Raw genomic sequence first — 18,881 nt, forward strand, 5'->3', positions numbered from 1 at the left:
CTTACAAGGGCTGCTTTTTATGGGGAGAGAAGATGAAGTTATTCAAAAAACGAACACAACATCAAGATAGTTTTAAGCGTCTTATTCATCGGTTATCAGGAATGTCTGAATCGGACTTACATAAGGTCAACCAATTATTAGATGTCGTTTTTGACGCTACAAGTCAAACTAACCGAGATGAAAAAATGTCTCCTGAAACTTTGCCAATAGAACCTATCCTAGATGAGACCATTACTGAAGCTAAGAATATATTGAAGACTGAGCAACTTGAAAAGCGGATAGAGCAGTTTAGGCAGGCGAAGAAACCGAAAAGCGAATAACGCACCAAAAATGGTGCATTATTCGCTTTTTTTGTTATAATGAAAGTAACTAAATAGGAGGCCATCATCTATGATTGGAGAGAATATCAAATCGTTACGTAAAACCCATGATTTAACACAACCAGAATTCGCAAAGATTGTTGGAATTTCACGAAATAGCCTTAGCCGTTATGAAAATGGTACGAGTTCAGTCACAACAGAACTTATAGACTGCATTTGTCAGAAATTCAATGTTTCTTATGTTGATATTGTAGGAGAAGAGAAGATGTTAACACCAGTAGAAGATTATCAATTGACGCTAAAAATAGAAGTCATCAAAGAGCGTGGCGCAGCGATTTTATCTCAACTATATCGCTATCAAGATAGTCAAGGAATCGCTTTTGACGATGAGACCAATCCTTGGATTTTAATGAGTGATGACTTGTCAGACCTTATCAATACCAAGATTTACCTTGTTAATACGTTTGATGAAGTGGAGCGTTACAATGGTTATTTGGATGGTATTGAGCGCATGTTGGTACTTGCTCGTCATCAGGTGGTGGCTTAATGGCTCTGGCAGACTATCATCAAGATGACTTTGACTTTGCCTTAAAACGAACCATTCGTTCTTTAACTCGTGGCAAAGAGACATCAGTTAATCCAAATGCAATTTTACTTGGCGGACAAAGCGGAGCAGGTAAAACAACGATACACCGTATCAAGCAGAAAGAGTTTCAAGGGAATATCGTCATTATAGACGGTGATAGTTATCGCTCTTTACACCCGAACTATCTAGCTTTACAAGAAGAATACAGTAAAGATAGCGTGGATTATACCAAAGGTTTTGCAGGAAAAATGGTGGAACATCTTGTCGATGAACTCAGCAAGCAAGGTTATCATTTATTAATTGAAGGAACCTTGAGAACGGCAGAAGTCCGACGAAAAACAGCTCAGTTATTGAAATCAAGAGGCTATCAAGTCTCGTTAGCTTTGATAGCAACCAAACCTGAATTGTCCTATCTCAGCACCTTAATCCGCTACGAAGAAGTCTATGCGGTTAATCCAAACCAAGCTAGAGCAACTCCTAAAGAACATCATGATGCTATTGTAGAGCATTTAGTTGATAACTTACGAGAGTTAGAAACTGATAAACTCTTTGACCAGATTCAAATTTATCAAAGAGACAGACGTTGTGTCTATGATTCTGAAACAGATAAAGGTTCAGCAGCCGATGTCCTACAAGAATGCCTCTTCGGAAAATGGAGCAAGGTAGAGGAGGAGATGATGAAGGTGGGACAGGAACAGTTGAGGGAAGTAGGTAGAAGGAATGAAAAAGATGCATAGTTACATAAAGTATCTAACTCAAGAAGATCCAATCATCACTGATGAAGGTAAGCAGATTGAGATCCTTCACTTAGACATTCAAGATGACTCAGAAATTTTTGAAGATTGGGCAAAACAATTCAGAAGAAATTATTGTTCTGATGATGAACTTGCTGAAATGACAGGTTGTATGAATATCTCCACTAAAGAGTATCTTGAAAATTTTAAATTACCCTCGGATAGCGGTATTGGCCTTTCAACGATGTCAGGAGATTTTGGAGAAATATTAGTATCTGACTATCTTCAGTATGTTGAAGAATACGTGGTTCCTAGGACTCGTTATAATCGTAAAGTTAATAAAGATACTTCAACTCAAGGAAGTGATGTTTTGGGATATAAGAAAGATTCTTTGAATGCAGTGAATGATGAGGTCGTAGTTATTGAAGTGAAATCATCGGCATCAAATTCTAGTACCGTTAAAGCGAAAAATAAGCTCCAAGAAGCTATTAATCATTCTAACAAAGATTTTAAACGCTTTTCAACCTCAATTGTAGCCAGCTATTTAAGATTAAAGGAATCTAATATTGACCAGGCAAATGTAGTGGAAAGATTTTTAAATATAACAGATAATCCATTTAATGTTATTTATGGAGCAGCTGCAGTCCACTCCGGTCAATCATATGATATTGATATTATCAAACAAGCGGTTTCAAAAAATCACAAGGACTATCAGAAATTGCGGCTATTAGTTATTCATTCTGATGAATTAATGGAATTTATTAAAGAACTCTATTCGAAAGCGAGTGAAGTATGATAGAATTTGGAAAACAATCATTATATTATTCAAAACTTGTGCGGTCTAAAGCAAAAATGTTTGAGTTTGATATTCCTATGGAGAGTCATATTCCAATTTCAGAAGAAGCTCAAAAATCATTTCTTGTGGCACTAGCAATTGTTGCAGATACTGCTAGGGAGTATTTTGAAGACTATATCAATCATAAGAAGTTTAATTTACAATTAAAAAATCAATTACACAATGCTGCTGAATATTTTGATGCATTTCTTGCTTCAGGATTAGGAAATTCGGCTGAATATCAAGACTATATTGCAATACTGGGAGCCACAGCTTATTATCTAGGCGATTATAATGGAAGTTCGAGAGTTATGATTAACTATATATCGGATGATATCCATCTATTAGAAGACAGTATGACTCTTATTAAAGTATTTATTGACGTTATAACGGATGAAATCTTTTTGAATCATACGCCGATAGAAGGTAAATTCTCTAGTGAATTAAATACTCTAGTTGAATCATACAGGAATTATATTTTATTAAAAACTGAGTTTTCTAAAGAAATTTTTAGAAATTTGCAATATAAAGTATATGGGGATGGGAGCGATTTTTCAATAATCATTGTAAATTGTCTTTTGGCAGTAGTATGTAAAAAAATAAATAGTTCATCAGCGAAATTATTGCATGAATTTTCAAGATTAGATTTTTCATTGTGGCGGGATTATATACAATCGGAAGACAGTATAAAGGAGCTTTGGCCATCTCAAATTGAATTAGGAAGACAGGGGATTTTTTCGGGTGAATCTGGAATTGTTCAGATGCCAACAAGTTCGGGTAAGACTGCGTCGGTGAATCTAATATTACGCTCAGCATTTTATTCAAACAGAATTGATAATGCGTTGATTATTGCCCCTTTTAGAGCATTGTGCAGGGAAATATATAGAGATATTAATGCACACTTCGTTGATGAGAATAATGTGATTGTTAGTGAAGTTTTTGATTTACCAGAGATTCCACCGGATTTCTCAATTTTTAATGATGGAAAAAAAAGAGTCTTTATACTTACTCCAGAGAAATTGTTGTTTTTATTGAGAAACCATCAAAGTTTTATTGATGAAATAGGACTTTGTATATTTGATGAAGCACATCTTTTTGATGATCCAAGTCGTGGAACCAATTTTGAGTTACTGTTGTCAACGGTTAAACAAATTTTTCCAAAAGCAATTCAGAAGATTTTAATTTCTGCTGTAATACCAAATAGTGAAGCTATAAATCGGTGGTTTAACGAAGATGGAGTAATCGTTTCTAACAATTCGATAAAAACAACAGAGAAAAGAGTTGCGTTTAGTGATTTAAACGGGAGTAATGAGCAATTATATTTCATAGATCCTATTACATTTGAAGAAGAATTTTTTGTTCCACGTACTGTTAGTGTAAGTGAATTAGAGTATCTTGGAAAAGAACGCAAACAAAAAGTATTTCCAGAACTGACAAACGCAAATGATATAAGTATTTATTATGGAACTAAGCTAATTAATAATGGTGGAGTAGGAATTTTTTGTGGAAGAAAAGATACGGTCAATGTTGTTTTGAAGAGATTTATAGACTTAAATAATAGGAATTATGATCTAACTAATTTTTTAAAAAACTCAGATAGGTCTGAAGTTGAAAAAATAGGAAACTTAATTAGTCAAAATTTAGGAAATGATAGTGTTGAATATATATGTAGTCAGATAGGAGTTTTTTCACATCATTCAGGTATACCTATGGGGATACGCATTGCTATAGAGTATGCTTTTTCAAAAAGTAAAATAAATAATGTAGTATGTACTTCAACCCTAGCACAAGGTGTAAACTTACCTATTAAATATTTGATTATTTCAAGTGTGTATCAAGCAGGAGATGCAATAAAAGTTCGTGATTTTCAGAACTTGATAGGTAGAGCAGGAAGAGCTGGAAAATATACAGAAGGAACGATAATTTTAACAGAGCCAAATATTTATAAATCACCAAAAAATAAGTGGAAAAAACAAAACTATGAAAAATTATTAAATCCTATTAATACGGAGGGTTGTCAAAGCAATATTCTAAATATCATACAGTTTAAGTCAGTTGTTTCGACTAACTACAGAATTGGTGAAAAAGAATTTGATTTTTGGAGCATGATTATAGAGAGGTTTATCAATAATATAGAGTATAGAGCAAAAATAGGCGATATGTTATCGAATTTAAGGAAACAAAACAATCCTTATTTTAAGGATTTTAATTCTAAGATAAATCTAATTGAAAAAACTCTAGTTGCTATTGAAAATTATATAGCTTCTATGTATGCTACTGAATTGGAGACTGATAGATTAGCTGAAAATACTTTTGGATATTTCTTAGGTAATGAAGAGGAGCAAGGAAAAATAAAAGAATTATTTGCTTTAATAAAAACCAAGGTAACTGATAGTTCAGTAAAAACTGAAATAATTGCAAAAAACTCAATTGGATTATATCAATCTGAATTGTTAAAAAAATGGGTTCAGGAAAATATAGCTTTTATCCTTGCTTGCGAGAGAGAAGAAGATTTATTAAGTGTTTTAACTGATATTATAATAGTTTTTTCAAACAACAAGGAGATTAAAAGATTAAGTATAGGAAATCTAAACTATATTTCTCAACTATGGATTAAGGGCATTTCTTATTTTCAAATATTGGAAAGTTGTACCGAAAAATCAATTAGTATCAAGAAAAGCGGTAAACTAAAACTAATTGATATGTCGGATATCATTTCTATTTGCGATAATGGATTAGGGTATGAAACATCGATGATTTTAAATGCAATCAACAATATTCTCGAAGAATTAAATGGAGAAAAAACAGATGTACTAAATAAGCTGGTAAAGAGATTGAAATATGGTTTATCTCTTGAAAAAGAAATTAATATCTATGAATTAGGTTTTTCAGATAGAATTGTAGTTCAAGTTATTGGTCAAGAGATTAATTCTATAAGTAAGAATCAGATTAGAAATGAAATCAAACAGAAATCAATTGACTTGAAAGGTATATTGACAGATTTTCCAAGTTACTATACTAAGTTAATTAGTGAAATGTAAAATTAGTTTCTATGAAGCTTTAAAAGTTAAGATAATTGGTGATTCTAAAACTGGCAATCCGAATGTTTCTATAATTTATAAAGAGTAACTTTTCCGAGAGCTATCCAGCTCTCTTTTTTTCTTACCTTCATTTCTAGGATGTGATATCTTTTCCAAATCATCCCTGCTATCCTAATATCATTCCTAAGAAAATCAAGTCTTGATTTTCTGCTGGGGGTTTGGGGGCGAAGCCACCAAGTTATCTTATCGTTGGCTGTCAAAACTGGAAGGTTTTTGTCGGCTGGCGATATGATTTTTTGGGTATTGTGACCACAATGCCTGAGCTCGCAAAGACCGAACAAGAAGAGAGTGAGGTCTTTAGGAAGCGTACTGACAATGTGAGGCAGCCTGACATTGTCAGACAAGTATAATGTTGAAAGGATAGTAGGATGGGACAAGAAATTAAGTTGATTCGTAAGCAATTTAGAATCACGAGACAAGAAGAAAAACAGATAAAAGAAATGATGAGGGAACAAAAACTGGATAGTTTCTCAGAATTTCTTCGTCAAAATTTGTTGAAAAAGAATTATCAGGATAGAATTTTTGAAAGTTGGTTCTCCCTTTGGCAATCTCAAAAGTTTGAGCAGATTAGTCGAGATGTGTATGAAGTTTTGATTATTGCAAGAGAAAATCACCAAGTGACTCAAGAACACGTTTTAATCTTATTGAGCTGCGTTCAAGAATTGATAGCGGAAGTCAATCAAGTACAACCACTCAGTCATGAGTTTCGTGAAAAATACATGAGATAGGAGGCTACTATGGTTTATCGATATCGCACTAATCTCAAAAAAGTATTTTTAACAGATTCAGAGTTACATCAATTGAATGAACGAATTGCTAAGAGTCATTGTCAAAATTTTTCAGTCTATGCCAGAAAAGTGTTGCTGAATCCCAATATGTCATTTGTCACCATTAACACGGATACCTATGACCAGTTAGTATTTGAATTGAGACGGATTGGAAATAACATCAATCAAATTGCGCGTGTTATTAATTACAGTCATCTTATTTCTCAAGAACAGCTGAATGAATTGCGTAAGGGGATTGGTGAGTTAGTTACAGAAGTCGAAAAAGAATTTCAAGTAAAGATTAAAAAATTAAAGGAGTTTCATGGTAGTCACTAAACACTTTGCGACACATGGAAAAAAATATCGTAGGCGTTTAATTAAGTATATTCTCAATACTGATAAAACGGACAATTTGAAATTGGTATCTGATTTTGGCATGAGCAATTATTTAGACTTCCCTAGCTATGAAGAAATGGTAGAAATGTACAATGTCAACTTTACCAATAACGACAAGTTGTACGAATCTAGAAATGACCGACAAGAAAAACACCAGCAAAATATTCATGCCCATCACCTCATCCAATCATTTTCTCCTGAAGATAATCTGACACCTGAAGAAATTAACCGTATTGGTTACGAGACTATGATGGAATTGACAGGAGGTCGCTTTAAGTTTATCGTAGCGACTCATACAGACAAAGATCATACCCACAACCATATCTTAGTCAATGCCATAGACAGTAATTCAGATAAAAAATTGATATGGAATTATGCCTTAGAACGAAATTTACGTATGATTTCAGACCGTATTTCTAAAATGGCGGGGGCAAAAATTATCGAGAAACGTTACTCCTACCGTGACTATCAAAAATATAGGCAGTCTAGTCATAAATTTGAATTGAAAAAACGTCTGTATTTTTTGATGCAACAGTCAAAGTCCTTTGATGATTTTTTAGAAAAAGCGGTGCAGTTACATGTTTATATTGATTTTAGTCAGAAGCATAGTCGATTCATGATGACAGATAGAGCAATGACAAAACCAATTCGAGGACGCCAACTCAGCAAACGAGATTTATATGATAAAGAATTTTTTAGAACGCATTTTGCTAAGCAAGAGATTGAAAGTCGTTTAGAATTTTTGTTGAACCGTGTCAATTCTTTAGAAGAGTTACTGACAAAAGCGAAAGAATTGAATCTAACCATTGACTTAAAACAAAAGAATGTAACCTTCATACTTGAAAAAAATGGAAAGCAGATAAGTCTGAATCATAAAAAAATAAGTGACAAGAAATTATATGATGTCAATTTTTTTCAAGATTACTTTAAAAATAAGGAAGTCGGTGATTCAGAAGGATTAGAGAATTTACAGGAGCAGTACCATACTTTTCAAGAAGAACGAGATAAGGATAAAGTATCCACTGAAGAGATTGAGGAAGCCTTTGAAACATTTAAGGAAAAACGAGATGCCGTTCACGAATTTGAAGTGGAACTTGCAGAACATCAAATTAAGAAGTTAGTTGATGAGGGCGTTTATATCAAGGTGTCTTTTGGTATAAAGCAGAGCGGTTTTATTTTTATTCCCAACTATCAATTAGATATTCTTGAAGAAGAGAATCAGACAAAATATAAAGTCTATATCTGTGAGACAACCTCATACTTTGTCTATAACAAAGAGCATTCGGATAAGAATCAGTATATAAAAGGACGAACCTTGATTAGACAGCTAACCAACGATAGTCGAGTAATACCATACAGAAGATCGACTGTTGAGCGACTTCAAGAAAAGTTTTCTGATATTAACCTCTTGATTGAGTTAACAGAGACAGACAAAAAATACCAGGACGTTAAAGACGAACTGGTTGTAGAAATAGCAGAGCTAGACATCAAACTGACTCAAACAAATGAAAAAATCGCCACCTTAAACAAGATGGCAGAAGTGCTTATCAATTTGAAGAGTGATGAAACGAGCAGTCGAAAACTAGCAAAGTATGACTTTTCAAAACTTAATTTGACGGAATCAATCACACTAAAACAGGTGAATGACGAAATAAGAGTACTGCAAGAGGAATTAGGACATTATCTTGATGAGTATGAAGGATTAGCTAGAAGATTGGAGATGTTTGTGAGCTTGTTAAATAAAGAAAATACACTTGAGCTAGAAAATCGGGATGATATTTCTTTGGTATGATTCATTTTTTAAGGAATAAATTCATACCATAGGTCGTTATCCTAGTTAAAAAAGATATAACCAATAACTATATCAAATCATTAGAAATATATAATTTACTCTTATAGTATTGTTTGGTAAACTATTTCAAAATTTATATGAGGTGATGTCTATGGTTAAGAAGTATTTTGAGCATGTTGGTTCCTTTTTACGTCCTGAAGAATTAAAGGTAGCGAGACAACAATTTGATAATGGTGATATTTCCAAGGAAGCATTAAAAGAAGTTGAAGATAAAGCTATTATCGAGTTGGTGGATAAACAGGTTGCGGCAGGTCTTGATAAAATTACTGATGGTGAATTTCGTCGTTCTTACTGGCATTTAGATAATTTTTGAGGATTTGATGGTGTATCACATGAGCATTTTGGTCGTGGTTACCTATTTCACGATGAAGAAACTCGAGATGATACCGCTGTTTTGCGTGGGAAATTAGGGTTTACAAAAGAAAAACATCCTTTTATCTCTCATTATGAGTTTTACAAGAAAATAGCTGATGATAAAGGAGTTGAAGCTAAAATTACGATTCCAGCTCCAGCACAATTTTTGGCGGAATTGGAACGAGGAAAGAATGCTAATTCTATCGGTGATTTTTATCAAGATAGAGGCACATTTTTAACGGATATAGCGAGAGTGTACAGGGAAGAAATTTTAGCACTTTACGAAGCTGGTGTCAGAACAATTCAACTGGACGATTGTACGTGGGGCATGTTAATTGATGAGGATTACTGGCAAACAAGACAAAGAGAAGGATTGAGTAAGCAAGACGTTATTGAAGATTACCCTTTTGTTAATAACAATGCTATCAAAGATCTACCAAATGATTTGACGATCAATACACATGTATGTAGAGGAAATTACCATTCAACTTATGCTTCTAAAGGGCCTTATAATGATGTTGCGGAAGCCTTCTTTGCTCGAGAAAATGCAGAGACTTATTTCTTGGAATTTGATGATGAACGTTCTGGGGGGGGTTGAACCATTAAGCCATTTACCAGAGGAAAAAGTTGCAGTTCTAGGACTTATTACTTCAAAAAATGGGAAATTGGAGGATAAAGAAGCTGTTATCAAACGAATCCAAGAAGCTAAGCAGTATCTGCCACTAAAAAACTTATGGCTATCAACGCAATGTGGATTTGCATCAACCGAAGAAGGTAATATCCTAACTGAAGAGGATCAATGGAAGAAACTAGCTTTAGTGAAAGAAATCATTGATGACGTTTGGAAAGAAGATTAAGTCCACTTGAATCATGGCCACCCGTCCAACGGGTGGTTTGAACAGGGGCTATAAGCCCATATCACCAGCCAGCGTCTAAAGACGCTGGCTTTCACTTTGTTCAAGCCTAATCGCTCTTGACTCGTCACTTGCCTCTTAAAGAGGCGTTGGTATTACTTACCATCATCCCTAAAGGGATCTTCATATTCTTTTACGCTCAATTGATCTAAGGCTATATCATGTTTTTCTTGTTCTTGAATATATTTTTTGATAGTGGCTTCGTTCAGACCAACTGTGCTCACATAATATCCCTCAGCCCAAAAATGGCGATTTCCAAACTTATATTTGAGATTGGCGTGTTTATCAAACATCATCAAGGCACTCTTACCTTTTAAGTAACCCATGAAACTTGAAACACTAATTCGTGGAGGAATACTTACTAACATGTGAACATGGTCTGGCATTAAATGACCTTCTATAATTTCAACTCCTTTATAACTACATAAGCGTCGAAGAATGTCTCCTAAACTACTTCTATATTGATTATAGATGATTTTTCGTCTATACTTAGGGCTAAACACTATGTGGTAGAACACATCCACTTTGTGTGTGATAAACTATGTGCCTTTTGTGTCATATTTTGCTCCTTTCGCTTTACATTAGGCTTGAACACCTTTATTGTATCGCGTTTGGAGTTTTTTTGGTATAACCTTCGATGCGCACCCGCATAGCGGGTGGTTTATTTGTTTCGCACCTACGGAGCGAAACGGACTTAAAGTCACATAATAAAAATTTCAAAACACCTGTGCTGGAGCGTAGGTGTTTTAGAATGGTTAGCATTTACGCTTTCATATTTACTGCTAGAGTATCTAAAAGTAGCCTCATAATAATATAAAGTGGCAGTCTTGAATGGACCTCGAAATCAGGAAAATAGGTTAATTCTGTCTTAAACCCATATAATTGATAATCCGTTAGTTTTCCGAGATTTCCAGCTTGATTGGAACTAATTAAAACACTGGGTATCAGTCGTTCTTGACAGTTGCTAGCAGCATTTTGTAAAGAGTGCGTCTCACCATTTAGTGAAATAAAGATGACACACGTTTTTGTATCTAAACGTTTGCTAATGGTACGAATGATATTGGGATCGGTGTAGAGTTCAGTATAGATGCCTAATAGCAACAATTTAGTTTGCATTTCTGTTCCCAATAATTCTGAAAAACCACGTGCAAAAATGATGACTTTTTCTGTATCTAGTAAGAGATCCACCACGTTATTGAGAGTTTTTAAATCTAGCATATTCAATGTTCGAGTAACTTCCTGGTAACTCTTTAAAATTGAAATCTTAGTTTCGTCATTCAATAGAGGTTCTGTTAGGATATTTAATTCATCCTGAGCATTATTGGCCATACTGTGTTTAAAATCTACAAAGCCACGATACCCCTTTTTTTGAAGCGTTCTTGTAATAGTAGCGGTAGAAACACTGATAATCTCTCCGACTTCGGATATATTGAGGTTGATAATTTCTTGAAAATGCTCATTTAAATAGTCCCAAGTGTAAGTCTCGGTTTGTGTTAGTTGTTTTTTTGATGTCGTCATATATTCTCCGAAAGTAATGTAAAGCATTTCAATATTGCTTGAATATCAGAAAACCCTTACAAGTTATTTGTGTTATTTTAATGATAATAAAAAAATAAAAGAGTGGTGATTTTATGTCGGTCTATACTTGCACAATGAATCTAGCGATAGATATGTTTATTCAGACAGAAGATATGGAGGATAAAAAAGTTAATAGGACCATCTATGATGAGTTACAAGCAAATGGTAAAGGGGTTAACGTATCAATTATTTTAAAAAAACTCGGTATTGATAGTACGCCTTTAGGATTTAAAGCTGGTTTTACAGGTGATTTTATCGAAGATGAGTTAAAAAAACAAGCTATTTTGTCAAATTTTGTCAAAGTAGATGGAACGACTAGGATAAATGTATTCACTCAGGTCATGTCAAAAAATCAGGAATTCAAATTGGTTAACCAGGGTCCAATCATATTAGAAAAATCTCAAGGGGAACTATTAAAGCAATTTGAATCCTTAAATCCAGATGACTTCTTGATTGTATCGGGAAGCTTGCCAAGAGGAATCTCTTCAGAGATCTTTTTAAAGATTGGTAAAATTTGTCAGAAAAAAGGGATAAATCTCATTTATGATATTAGCGATCCAAAACTAATTGAGTGTTTATCTTTTAAACCATATTTAATTAAGCCAAACGACGAAGAAATATCGGAATGGTTTCACCTAGAAGATCCGTCATTGAATGATTTAATCGAAAAAGGAAAACTCCTTCAAGAAAAAGGGGCGAAAAATGTTCTCATTTCATTGGGAGGAAGTGGATGTCTTCTGATAAGCGATTCTGTCTATTTTGCAAATGCACCAAGCGGAATAGTTGTTAATACAGCTTGTGCGGGAGATACACTTTTGGGAACATTTCTTGCCAATAAATTGAAGGGACACTCCGAAGTGGAATGTCTTGCTCAAGCAGTAGCAGCAGGCTCATCGACCGCCTTTCGACCAGGACTTACAGATTTTACTGATGTTGAATTATTAAAAAAACAAATCAAAATTAAGGAGATTACAGATGGTTTATAAAATTATAGCAGCAACAGGCTGTCCAACAGGTATTGCTCACACGTACATGGCTCAAGAAGCTCTTGAACAGGCTGCCAAAGATAAGAATGTCTCAATCAAAGTTGAGACGCACGGACAAATTGGTGTGGAAAATCAACTGACACAAGAAGAAATTGCGAATGCGGATGCCGTTATTATAGCAGCAGATAAGGATGTTCAAGCAGAACGTTTTGCCGGTAAAAGAGTTATCAATGTATCTGTAGGAGAAGGTATCAAAAATGCTGAAAAACTAGTGCAAGATGCAATAGATGGCAAAGGTTTTATTCAAAAAGGTGATGTTAAAGAAGATGTTGTTGACGAAAAGCAAGATCATCGTGAACATTTCGGTCGTCAAATTTATAAACATTTGATGAATGGTGTTTCTCACATGTTACCTTTTGTGGTAGCTGGTGGAGTGCTAGTCGCTGTATCCTTCTTGTTTGGTATTTTTTCTTTTGATACTGAAAGTGAACAATATAATTGGTTTGCGGCTATGCTAAAAAATGATATCGGTGGTGTTGCAATGGGAATGATGACGCCTGTTTTGGCGGCTTTTATTGCTGAATCCATTGCTAAACGACCAGGTTTTGTTGCCGGTCTAGTAGCTGGTCTCATGGCAGCGAATGGAGGATCTGGTTTCTTAGGAGGTATTTTAGGCGGTTTTGCAGCGGGTTACATCGTTCTTGGTTTAATTAAACTTCTTAAGGGTCTCCCTAAATCACTAGATGGTTTGAAAGCAATCTTTTTATATCCCGTTATAGGAGTTTTTCTAACCGGATGTTTTATGGCTCTGATAAATGCACCAATGGCTTGGGTTAATGAATCCATGATGTCATGGTTAGCCGGTTTTGAAAATGCTAATCCTCTCCTTCTTGGAATTATTATTGGTTGCATGAGTGCTTTTGATATGGGTGGACCTATCAATAAGGCTGCCTACGTAACAGGTACTGTTCTTCTTGGTCAAGGCAACACAACATTTATGGCAGGTGTATCAGCTGCTTGTATCGTACCCCCATTGACAACATTCTTTGCAACTTTGTTCTTCCGTAAATATTACAGCGAAGAAGATAAAAACGCTGGTCTTGCTAACTTGATTCTTGGGTCAACGCATATCACCGAAGGTGCTATTCCATTTGCTGCTAAAGATCCATTACGTAATCTCCCTATCTTAATGATTGGATCTTCAATTGGTGCTGTATTGACATACCTTTGGAAAGTTCAAGTCCCTGCACCACATGGTGGCTTCTTGGTATTGCCTGTTGTGACACATGCAGCTCTTTGGGTTTTGGCAATCTTTATTGGAGCGGTTATATCTGGTCTTCTTATGGGGTTTGTGCAAAAGATAAAAAGCGATAAAGAGGTTTAAAAATGATTGATAAAAATTTAATTCGTGTAGATGTAGACATGCCACTAAAAAAAGATGTGTTTGCTTATCTTGCTGGTCTTGTTGTTGAAAATGGTTATGCAGATGATACTGATCAAGTCTATAAAAGTTTGTTATCTCGTGAAGAAGAAGGAACAACAGGCATGATGGATGGATTTGCTATTCCACATGCTAAAAGTCAAGCGGTCATAAAACCAGGTATTACTGTTTTAAAACTAAAAAATGGAGTTGAGTGGGAGTCTATGGACGGTAAACTCATTGATTCTGTCATAGCCTTATTTATTCCAGAGACAGAAGTTGGTTCAACTCATCTGACTTATCTCTCAAAAATTGCTAGAATTCTTATGAAAAATGACTTTAAAAATTATTTTAAAGAAGCACATGAGATCGAAGAAATTGAGACAGTCTTTAATAAGTACTTAGAGCTTTAGACATGTATTAAACGCTATAAAACCCCTCTGCAAATAGACTGATGACGTCAAGAATTAAAATCAAAGTTTAATTCTTGATGTCCATCGTCACAGAGGGATTTTTAATGTAAATAGTAATAATTTTTTGAATAGCCTTTAAGTATTTACCTTAATGATGTTACAAAGCCTCATCTCTATGTTGTCCAGTTCGAATTCTAATAGCATCTTCAATTGGAATAATAAAAATTTTACTATCTCCAATTTCTCCAGTTTGAACTGCCGAAATGATAGCTTCAACTACAGTATCAACACGAGAATCACTCACGATTATTACTACTTTGACTTTTGCTAAGAATGTTCGTTATTACGTTAGAAAAAACTAACATAAATAAGGTGTACTAAAAAATTCAATAGAAAAAGACACTCCTTAATAATAAATTAAGAAGTATCTAGATTATCCTTTTTGAAAGCTGCTATTACTTATCAGCAATAATTATTTTAGAAAATTTCTCGTACTTTTCTATCATTTCAGTTGTCACATTTTTATCAGTCACAATTAAATCCATTCGTTCTAGCTGGTAGAAGTTATAGAAATCATAACTTTCAAACTTGGTACTATCAACTAGAAGGATTTTCTCAACAGCATTATTCAAGGCAACTCTTTGAACCTCTCCTTCGAGGTCACTGTAGGTAGCAATCGAATTATTATAAACAGCATTTGCACTGACAAAAGCTTTTGAAAATGTTAATGATTCTAGGTTATTAATAGCAATAGACCCAACAAAAGCACCAGTAATTTCACGACACTCACCACCAATTAAAATCAAGTCAATAGTAGTGCTCGGATGTAAAATCAGAAAAACAGGAAGGCTATTTGTAATAACTCTTATATTTCTATTTTTCAATTCGACAGCTAGATGCTCTAAAGTTGTTCCTGGACCTATAAAGACAGTTTCACCATCTTTAATAATATCGTTAGCTCTTTGTGCGATTTGTTTTTTTTCGTTAGTTTGTAAGACTTTCTTTTCGGTGTGCGTTTTCTCGTGGCCTTCGTCATTTGTTGAAGGGTTATCTAAGTATTGAGCTCCACCATGAGTCCTGATAAGTAATCCTTCATCTGCTAATGTATCAAGATCTCGCCTAGCGGTCATATCTGAGACGTTCATTTCATCGATAATATCTTTTACTTTTATAAAACCGTCAACTTTTAAGATATCGAGAATTTTTTCATGACGTTCTTTCTTCTTCATTCTTACCTCCTATCAGTTTCTTATAATATAACTATTAAAGGTATCATAACATAATAACAACCGAAAAATCAAACGAAACAAACAAAAATATTTAAAAACAAAGACAAACAAAACATAAAAATGTTTTATATGAAACGCTTACTAAAAAATAAGAAATAATGATTTAATACTGATTAATATAATAGTTATTGTTGTTAAAGGTTTATGGAAGTTGTTAAAACACATAAAACATCATTTTCGAGACATAAAATCAAACAAAATAAACATATATATGTTTATTTTTAAAAAAACCAACATAAAAGTGTTGACTTTTATGTTGGTTAGGTGTATTATAAGGTCATAGAAATAATGTAAGCGTTATTTCAAAAGATTTTGCAAATCGTTAATTAACTATCTACGTAGGTTTTCCACATTTACTTATTCTAAATCAAATCATAGGAGAAATAAAATGGCAATTATTATCGGTGCTGACAAAGCAGGTACAGAACTTAAAGATGTTATCAAAGATTACCTTAAAGAAGGTAAATACGAAGTCATTGATGTCAGTGAAAATGAAGTTCGTGACTTCGTTGATACAACTCTCGCTGTTGCAAAAAAAGTTAATGCATCCGAAGATAACTTGGGTATTGTAATTGATGCGTATGGTGTTGGTTCTTTCATGGTGGCTACTAAAATTAAAGGAATGGTGGCAGCTGAAGTATCAGATGAGCGCTCAGCATACATGACAAGAGGTCACAATAACTCTCGAATCATTACGCTTGGTTCTGAAATTAGTGCACCAGGAATTGCAAAAAACATTGTCAAAGGCTTTGTTGAAGGTGAATATGATGGTGGACGTCATCAAGTTCGTGTTGACATGCTTAATAAAATGTGCTAATTGATTGAAATAGGTTAAAACAAGGAGAACAAAAATGAAAATTGCTGTAGGTTGTGACCATATTGTTACTTATGAAAAAATCGCTGTTGTTGATTATTTGAAATCACAAGGTCATGAAATCATTGATTGCGGTACATACGATAATGTCCGCACACACTATCCAATTTTTGGTAAAAAAGTTGGTGAAGCAGTAGCAAGTGGTGAAGCAGAACTAGGTGTTGTTATCTGTGGTACTGGTGTTGGTATTACAAATGCCGTAAATAAAGTTCCTGGAATTCGTTCAGCACTCGTCAGAGACATGACATCTGCTATCTACTCAAAAGAAGAGCTTAACGCAAACGTTATTGGTTTTGGTGGAAAAATTATCGGTGGTTTGCTGATGAATGATATTATCGATGCTTTCTTAGCTGCTGAATACAAACCAACTGAAGAAAATAAAAATTTGATTGAAAAAATTGATAGCTTACAACATGCTAGTCAGGATCAAAATAACCCACACTTCTTTGATGAATTCTTAGAAAAATGGGATCGTGGTGAATATCACGACTAATATTTGAATATACTAATATAGGGATAAATATAGAAAAAGGAGCTATTGTGATTTTAACAGTTACTTTAAATCCAGCTATTGATGTCTCCTACCCTTTGGATGAGCTAAAATTCGATACCGTAAATCGAGTTGTAGATGTTACAAAGACACCTGGTGGTAAAGGCTTGAATGTTTCCCGAGTTCTTAATGAATTCGGTGAAACAGTCAAAGCTACTGGTTGTATAGGTGGAGAAAGCGGTGATTTTATCATTAATCATCTTCCCGATTCGATTTTAAGTCGCTTCTATAAAATTTCAGGCGATACCAGAACTTGTATAGCCATATTACACGAAGGGAATCAAACTGAGATTTTAGAAAAAGGACCGATGTTAAGTGTAGATGAAATTGATGGATTTACTAATCATTTTAAATATTTATTGAATGATGTTGACGTAGTGACAATGTCAGGTAGTCTTCCTGCGGGAATGCCAGATGATTACTATCAGAAATTGATTACTATTTCCAACCTTAATGGAAAGAAAACGGTTCTGGATTGTTCTGGAAATGCTCTAGAAGCAGTATTGAAAGGTGATAGTAAACCAACAGTTATCAAACCTAATCTTGAAGAACTTTCTCAACTTCTAGGTAAAGAAATGACAAATGATTTTGAATCCTTAAAAGAAGTCTTACAAGATGAACTATTTGAAGGAATTGAATGGATAATCGTTTCTCTTGGTGCTAATGGTGTATTTGCAAAACACAAGGATACGTTTTATAAAGTTGACATTCCTAAAATCGAAATTGTAAGCGCTGTAGGTTCTGGTGATTCTACAGTAGCAGGTATCGCTTCGGGTTTAGCGAATGATGAAGATGATCGAGCTTTATTAACAAAATCAAATGTCTTAGGTATGTTAAATGCTCAAGAAAAAACAACTGGGCATGTTAACATGGAAAATTACGATAAGTTATATCAATCTATTAAAGTCAAAGAGGTATAAAAAATGACAATTACTTTAACTGAAAACAAACGTAAAAGCATGGAAAAACTAAGTGTAGATGGTGTTATATCTGCCTTAGCCTTCGACCAACGTGGAGCTCTCAAACGTATGATGGCCCAACATCAAACAGAAGAACCAACAGTAGAACAAATTGAAGAGCTTAAAAGTTTAGTTTCTGAAGAACTTACACCATTTTCATCATCAATTTTACTTGATCCTGAATATGGCTTGCCAGCAAGTCGTGTTCGTTCAGAAGAAGCAGGCTTGTTGTTGGCATATGAAAAAACAGGATACGATGCAACAACAACTAGTCGCTTACCTGATTGTTTAGATGTTTGGTCTGCGAAACGTATTAAAGAAGCTGGTGCAGAAGCAGTTAAATTCCTTCTTTACTATGATGTAGATGGAGATAAAGATGTCAATGAGCAGAAAAAAGCTTACATTGAACGTATTGGTTCTGAATGCCGAGCAGAAGATATTCCATTCTACCTAGAAATTCTAACTTATGACGAGAAAATCTCTGACAATGCTAGTCCTGAGTTTGCAAAAGTAAAAGCTCATAAAGTTAACGAAGCAATGAAAGTATTCTCAGAGGAACGCTTTGGTGTTGACGTGTTGAAAGTTGAAGTTCCAGTAAACATGAAATTTGTAGAAGGCTTTGCAGAAGGTGAAGTTCTCTTTACAAAAGAAGAAGCAGCTCAAGCTTTCCGTGATCAAGAAGCTTCTACTGATTTACCATACATTTACTTGAGTGCAGGTGTTTCAGCCAAGTTGTTCCAAGATACTTTGGAATTTGCAGCAGAATCAGGCGCAAAATTCAATGGTGTATTGTGTGGACGTGCTACTTGGGCAGGATCTGTAAAAGTCTATATTGAAGAAGGACCTAAAGCAGCTCGTGAATGGTTGCGTACAGAAGGTTTCAAAAATATTGACGAATTAAACAAAGTACTAGATAAAACTGCAAGTCCTTGGACTGAAAAAATTTAACATTA

Annotated in this window: 17 protein-coding genes and 3 pseudogenes; 16 read left to right on the top strand and 4 right to left on the bottom strand. The window is 34.4% G+C overall.

What is annotated here, in order from left to right; translation table 11 throughout:
- Positions 1 to 32 precede the first annotated feature (32 nt).
- The 9 genes and pseudogenes from DYD17_RS05080 to DYD17_RS05125 all read left to right on the top strand — a co-directional run bounded on the left by DYD17_RS05080 (position 33) and on the right by DYD17_RS05125 (position 9,802).
- Positions 33 to 320: a hypothetical protein gene (locus DYD17_RS05080; protein WP_000765214.1), complete on the top strand. Its 288-nt coding sequence runs from the start codon at positions 33 to 35 to the stop codon at positions 318 to 320.
- A gap of 70 nt (positions 321 to 390) precedes the next feature.
- Positions 391 to 867 (top strand): type II toxin-antitoxin system antitoxin PezA, encoded by a 477-nt coding sequence (gene pezA / locus DYD17_RS05085; RefSeq protein WP_000578851.1) that lies wholly within the window; start codon positions 391 to 393, stop codon positions 865 to 867.
- Positions 867 to 1,643, top strand: a complete 777-nt coding sequence (pezT, locus tag DYD17_RS05090) for a type II toxin-antitoxin system toxin PezT (RefSeq protein WP_115252829.1) — start codon at positions 867 to 869, stop codon at positions 1,641 to 1,643. The genes pezA and pezT overlap by 1 nt, the downstream gene beginning before the upstream one ends.
- Positions 1,627 to 2,436, top strand: a complete 810-nt coding sequence (locus tag DYD17_RS05095; RefSeq protein WP_032459422.1) for a Hachiman antiphage defense system protein HamA — start codon at positions 1,627 to 1,629, stop codon at positions 2,434 to 2,436. The genes pezT and DYD17_RS05095 overlap by 17 nt, the downstream gene beginning before the upstream one ends.
- On the top strand, positions 2,433 to 5,516 hold the full coding sequence (locus tag DYD17_RS05100; protein ID WP_115276397.1) for a DEAD/DEAH box helicase: 3,084 nt from the start codon (positions 2,433 to 2,435) through the stop codon (positions 5,514 to 5,516). The genes DYD17_RS05095 and DYD17_RS05100 overlap by 4 nt, the downstream gene beginning before the upstream one ends.
- 428 nt (positions 5,517 to 5,944) lie before the next feature.
- The gene (locus DYD17_RS05110; protein ID WP_000529540.1) at positions 5,945 to 6,304 is read left to right on the top strand and encodes an SAG1252 family conjugative relaxosome accessory protein; all 360 of its coding nucleotides are present in this window, start codon (positions 5,945 to 5,947) and stop codon (positions 6,302 to 6,304) included.
- 9 nt (positions 6,305 to 6,313) lie between these two features.
- The gene (locus DYD17_RS05115; RefSeq protein WP_000263044.1) at positions 6,314 to 6,679 is read left to right on the top strand and encodes a MobC family plasmid mobilization relaxosome protein; all 366 of its coding nucleotides are present in this window, start codon (positions 6,314 to 6,316) and stop codon (positions 6,677 to 6,679) included.
- A complete protein-coding gene (locus DYD17_RS05120) occupies positions 6,666 to 8,531 on the top strand; it encodes an SAG1250 family conjugative relaxase (protein WP_115252830.1) in 1,866 nt (621 codons plus the stop codon). Before DYD17_RS05115 ends, DYD17_RS05120 begins: the two co-directional genes overlap by 14 nt.
- A gap of 151 nt (positions 8,532 to 8,682) precedes the next feature.
- Positions 8,683 to 9,802, top strand: a pseudogene (locus DYD17_RS05125) (5-methyltetrahydropteroyltriglutamate--homocysteine S-methyltransferase).
- A 152-nt stretch (positions 9,803 to 9,954) separates the two neighbouring features.
- On the opposite strand, the pseudogene tnpA reads toward DYD17_RS05125, so the two are convergent.
- Together tnpA and DYD17_RS05140 are read right to left on the bottom strand one after the other, a co-directional pair.
- Positions 9,955 to 10,418: pseudogene (gene tnpA, locus DYD17_RS05135) on the bottom strand (IS200/IS605 family transposase).
- 203 nt (positions 10,419 to 10,621) lie between these two features.
- The gene (locus DYD17_RS05140) at positions 10,622 to 11,377 is read right to left on the bottom strand and encodes a MurR/RpiR family transcriptional regulator (protein ID WP_000213558.1); all 756 of its coding nucleotides are present in this window, start codon (positions 11,375 to 11,377) and stop codon (positions 10,622 to 10,624) included.
- Positions 11,378 to 11,490: 113 nt separating this feature from the next.
- On the opposite strand from DYD17_RS05140, the gene pfkB reads away from it, so the two are divergent.
- The 3 genes from pfkB to DYD17_RS05155 are packed head-to-tail and all read left to right on the top strand — an operon-like array spanning position 11,491 to position 14,256.
- Positions 11,491 to 12,423: a 1-phosphofructokinase gene (gene pfkB, locus DYD17_RS05145; protein WP_017771100.1), complete on the top strand. Its 933-nt coding sequence runs from the start codon at positions 11,491 to 11,493 to the stop codon at positions 12,421 to 12,423.
- Positions 12,413 to 13,807 carry a PTS fructose transporter subunit IIC gene (locus DYD17_RS05150; RefSeq protein WP_115252831.1) on the top strand — a complete coding sequence of 465 codons (1,395 nt, stop codon included), beginning with the start codon at positions 12,413 to 12,415 and terminating at the stop codon, positions 13,805 to 13,807. The genes pfkB and DYD17_RS05150 overlap by 11 nt, the downstream gene beginning before the upstream one ends.
- 2 nt (positions 13,808 to 13,809) lie before the next feature.
- The gene (locus DYD17_RS05155; protein ID WP_115252832.1) at positions 13,810 to 14,256 is read left to right on the top strand and encodes a PTS sugar transporter subunit IIA; all 447 of its coding nucleotides are present in this window, start codon (positions 13,810 to 13,812) and stop codon (positions 14,254 to 14,256) included.
- Positions 14,257 to 14,413: 157 nt separating this feature from the next.
- Here DYD17_RS05155 and DYD17_RS05160 read toward each other — a convergent pair.
- Positions 14,414 to 14,581 (bottom strand): annotated as a pseudogene (locus DYD17_RS05160) (P-II family nitrogen regulator); the annotation flags it as partial.
- A gap of 130 nt (positions 14,582 to 14,711) precedes the next feature.
- On the bottom strand, positions 14,712 to 15,485 hold the full coding sequence (locus tag DYD17_RS05165; protein ID WP_115252834.1) for a DeoR/GlpR family DNA-binding transcription regulator: 774 nt from the start codon (positions 15,483 to 15,485) through the stop codon (positions 14,712 to 14,714).
- Between the two features lie 448 nt (positions 15,486 to 15,933).
- On the opposite strand from DYD17_RS05165, the gene lacA reads away from it, so the two are divergent.
- The 4 genes from lacA to lacD are packed head-to-tail and all read left to right on the top strand — an operon-like array spanning position 15,934 to position 18,876.
- Positions 15,934 to 16,362 (top strand): galactose-6-phosphate isomerase subunit LacA, encoded by a 429-nt coding sequence (gene lacA / locus DYD17_RS05170; RefSeq protein WP_115252835.1) that lies wholly within the window; start codon positions 15,934 to 15,936, stop codon positions 16,360 to 16,362.
- A gap of 34 nt (positions 16,363 to 16,396) precedes the next feature.
- On the top strand, positions 16,397 to 16,912 hold the full coding sequence (lacB, locus tag DYD17_RS05175; RefSeq protein ID WP_017649750.1) for a galactose-6-phosphate isomerase subunit LacB: 516 nt from the start codon (positions 16,397 to 16,399) through the stop codon (positions 16,910 to 16,912).
- Positions 16,913 to 16,959: 47 nt separating this feature from the next.
- Positions 16,960 to 17,889, top strand: coding sequence for a tagatose-6-phosphate kinase (locus DYD17_RS05180; RefSeq protein WP_115252836.1), 930 nt, complete (start codon positions 16,960 to 16,962; stop codon positions 17,887 to 17,889).
- Positions 17,890 to 17,892: 3 nt separating this feature from the next.
- Positions 17,893 to 18,876, top strand: coding sequence for a tagatose-bisphosphate aldolase (gene lacD / locus DYD17_RS05185; RefSeq protein ID WP_017646968.1), 984 nt, complete (start codon positions 17,893 to 17,895; stop codon positions 18,874 to 18,876).
- Positions 18,877 to 18,881 lie beyond the last annotated feature (5 nt).

It is taken from the genome of Streptococcus dysgalactiae subsp. dysgalactiae (genome assembly GCF_900459225.1).
In the GTDB taxonomy this organism is placed as follows: Bacteria; Bacillota; Bacilli; order Lactobacillales; family Streptococcaceae; genus Streptococcus; species Streptococcus dysgalactiae.

Excerpts from the sequence above, each read along its gene's own strand:
- DYD17_RS05080 (WP_000765214.1), top strand. The coding sequence starts at position 33 with ATGAAGTTATTCAAAAAACGAACACAACATCAAGATAGTTTTAAGCGT.
- pezA (WP_000578851.1), top strand. The coding sequence starts at position 391 with ATGATTGGAGAGAATATCAAATCGTTACGTAAAACCCATGATTTAACA.
- pezT (WP_115252829.1), top strand. The coding sequence starts at position 867 with ATGGCTCTGGCAGACTATCATCAAGATGACTTTGACTTTGCCTTAAAA.
- DYD17_RS05095 (WP_032459422.1), top strand. The coding sequence starts at position 1,627 with ATGAAAAAGATGCATAGTTACATAAAGTATCTAACTCAAGAAGATCCA.
- DYD17_RS05100 (WP_115276397.1), top strand. The coding sequence starts at position 2,433 with ATGATAGAATTTGGAAAACAATCATTATATTATTCAAAACTTGTGCGG.
- DYD17_RS05110 (WP_000529540.1), top strand. The coding sequence starts at position 5,945 with ATGGGACAAGAAATTAAGTTGATTCGTAAGCAATTTAGAATCACGAGA.
- DYD17_RS05115 (WP_000263044.1), top strand. The coding sequence starts at position 6,314 with ATGGTTTATCGATATCGCACTAATCTCAAAAAAGTATTTTTAACAGAT.
- DYD17_RS05120 (WP_115252830.1), top strand. The coding sequence starts at position 6,666 with ATGGTAGTCACTAAACACTTTGCGACACATGGAAAAAAATATCGTAGG.
- DYD17_RS05140 (WP_000213558.1), bottom strand. The coding sequence starts at position 11,377 with ATGACGACATCAAAAAAACAACTAACACAAACCGAGACTTACACTTGG.
- pfkB (WP_017771100.1), top strand. The coding sequence starts at position 11,491 with ATGTCGGTCTATACTTGCACAATGAATCTAGCGATAGATATGTTTATT.
- DYD17_RS05150 (WP_115252831.1), top strand. The coding sequence starts at position 12,413 with ATGGTTTATAAAATTATAGCAGCAACAGGCTGTCCAACAGGTATTGCT.
- DYD17_RS05155 (WP_115252832.1), top strand. The coding sequence starts at position 13,810 with ATGATTGATAAAAATTTAATTCGTGTAGATGTAGACATGCCACTAAAA.
- DYD17_RS05165 (WP_115252834.1), bottom strand. The coding sequence starts at position 15,485 with ATGAAGAAGAAAGAACGTCATGAAAAAATTCTCGATATCTTAAAAGTT.
- lacA (WP_115252835.1), top strand. The coding sequence starts at position 15,934 with ATGGCAATTATTATCGGTGCTGACAAAGCAGGTACAGAACTTAAAGAT.
- lacB (WP_017649750.1), top strand. The coding sequence starts at position 16,397 with ATGAAAATTGCTGTAGGTTGTGACCATATTGTTACTTATGAAAAAATC.
- lacD (WP_017646968.1), top strand. The coding sequence starts at position 17,893 with ATGACAATTACTTTAACTGAAAACAAACGTAAAAGCATGGAAAAACTA.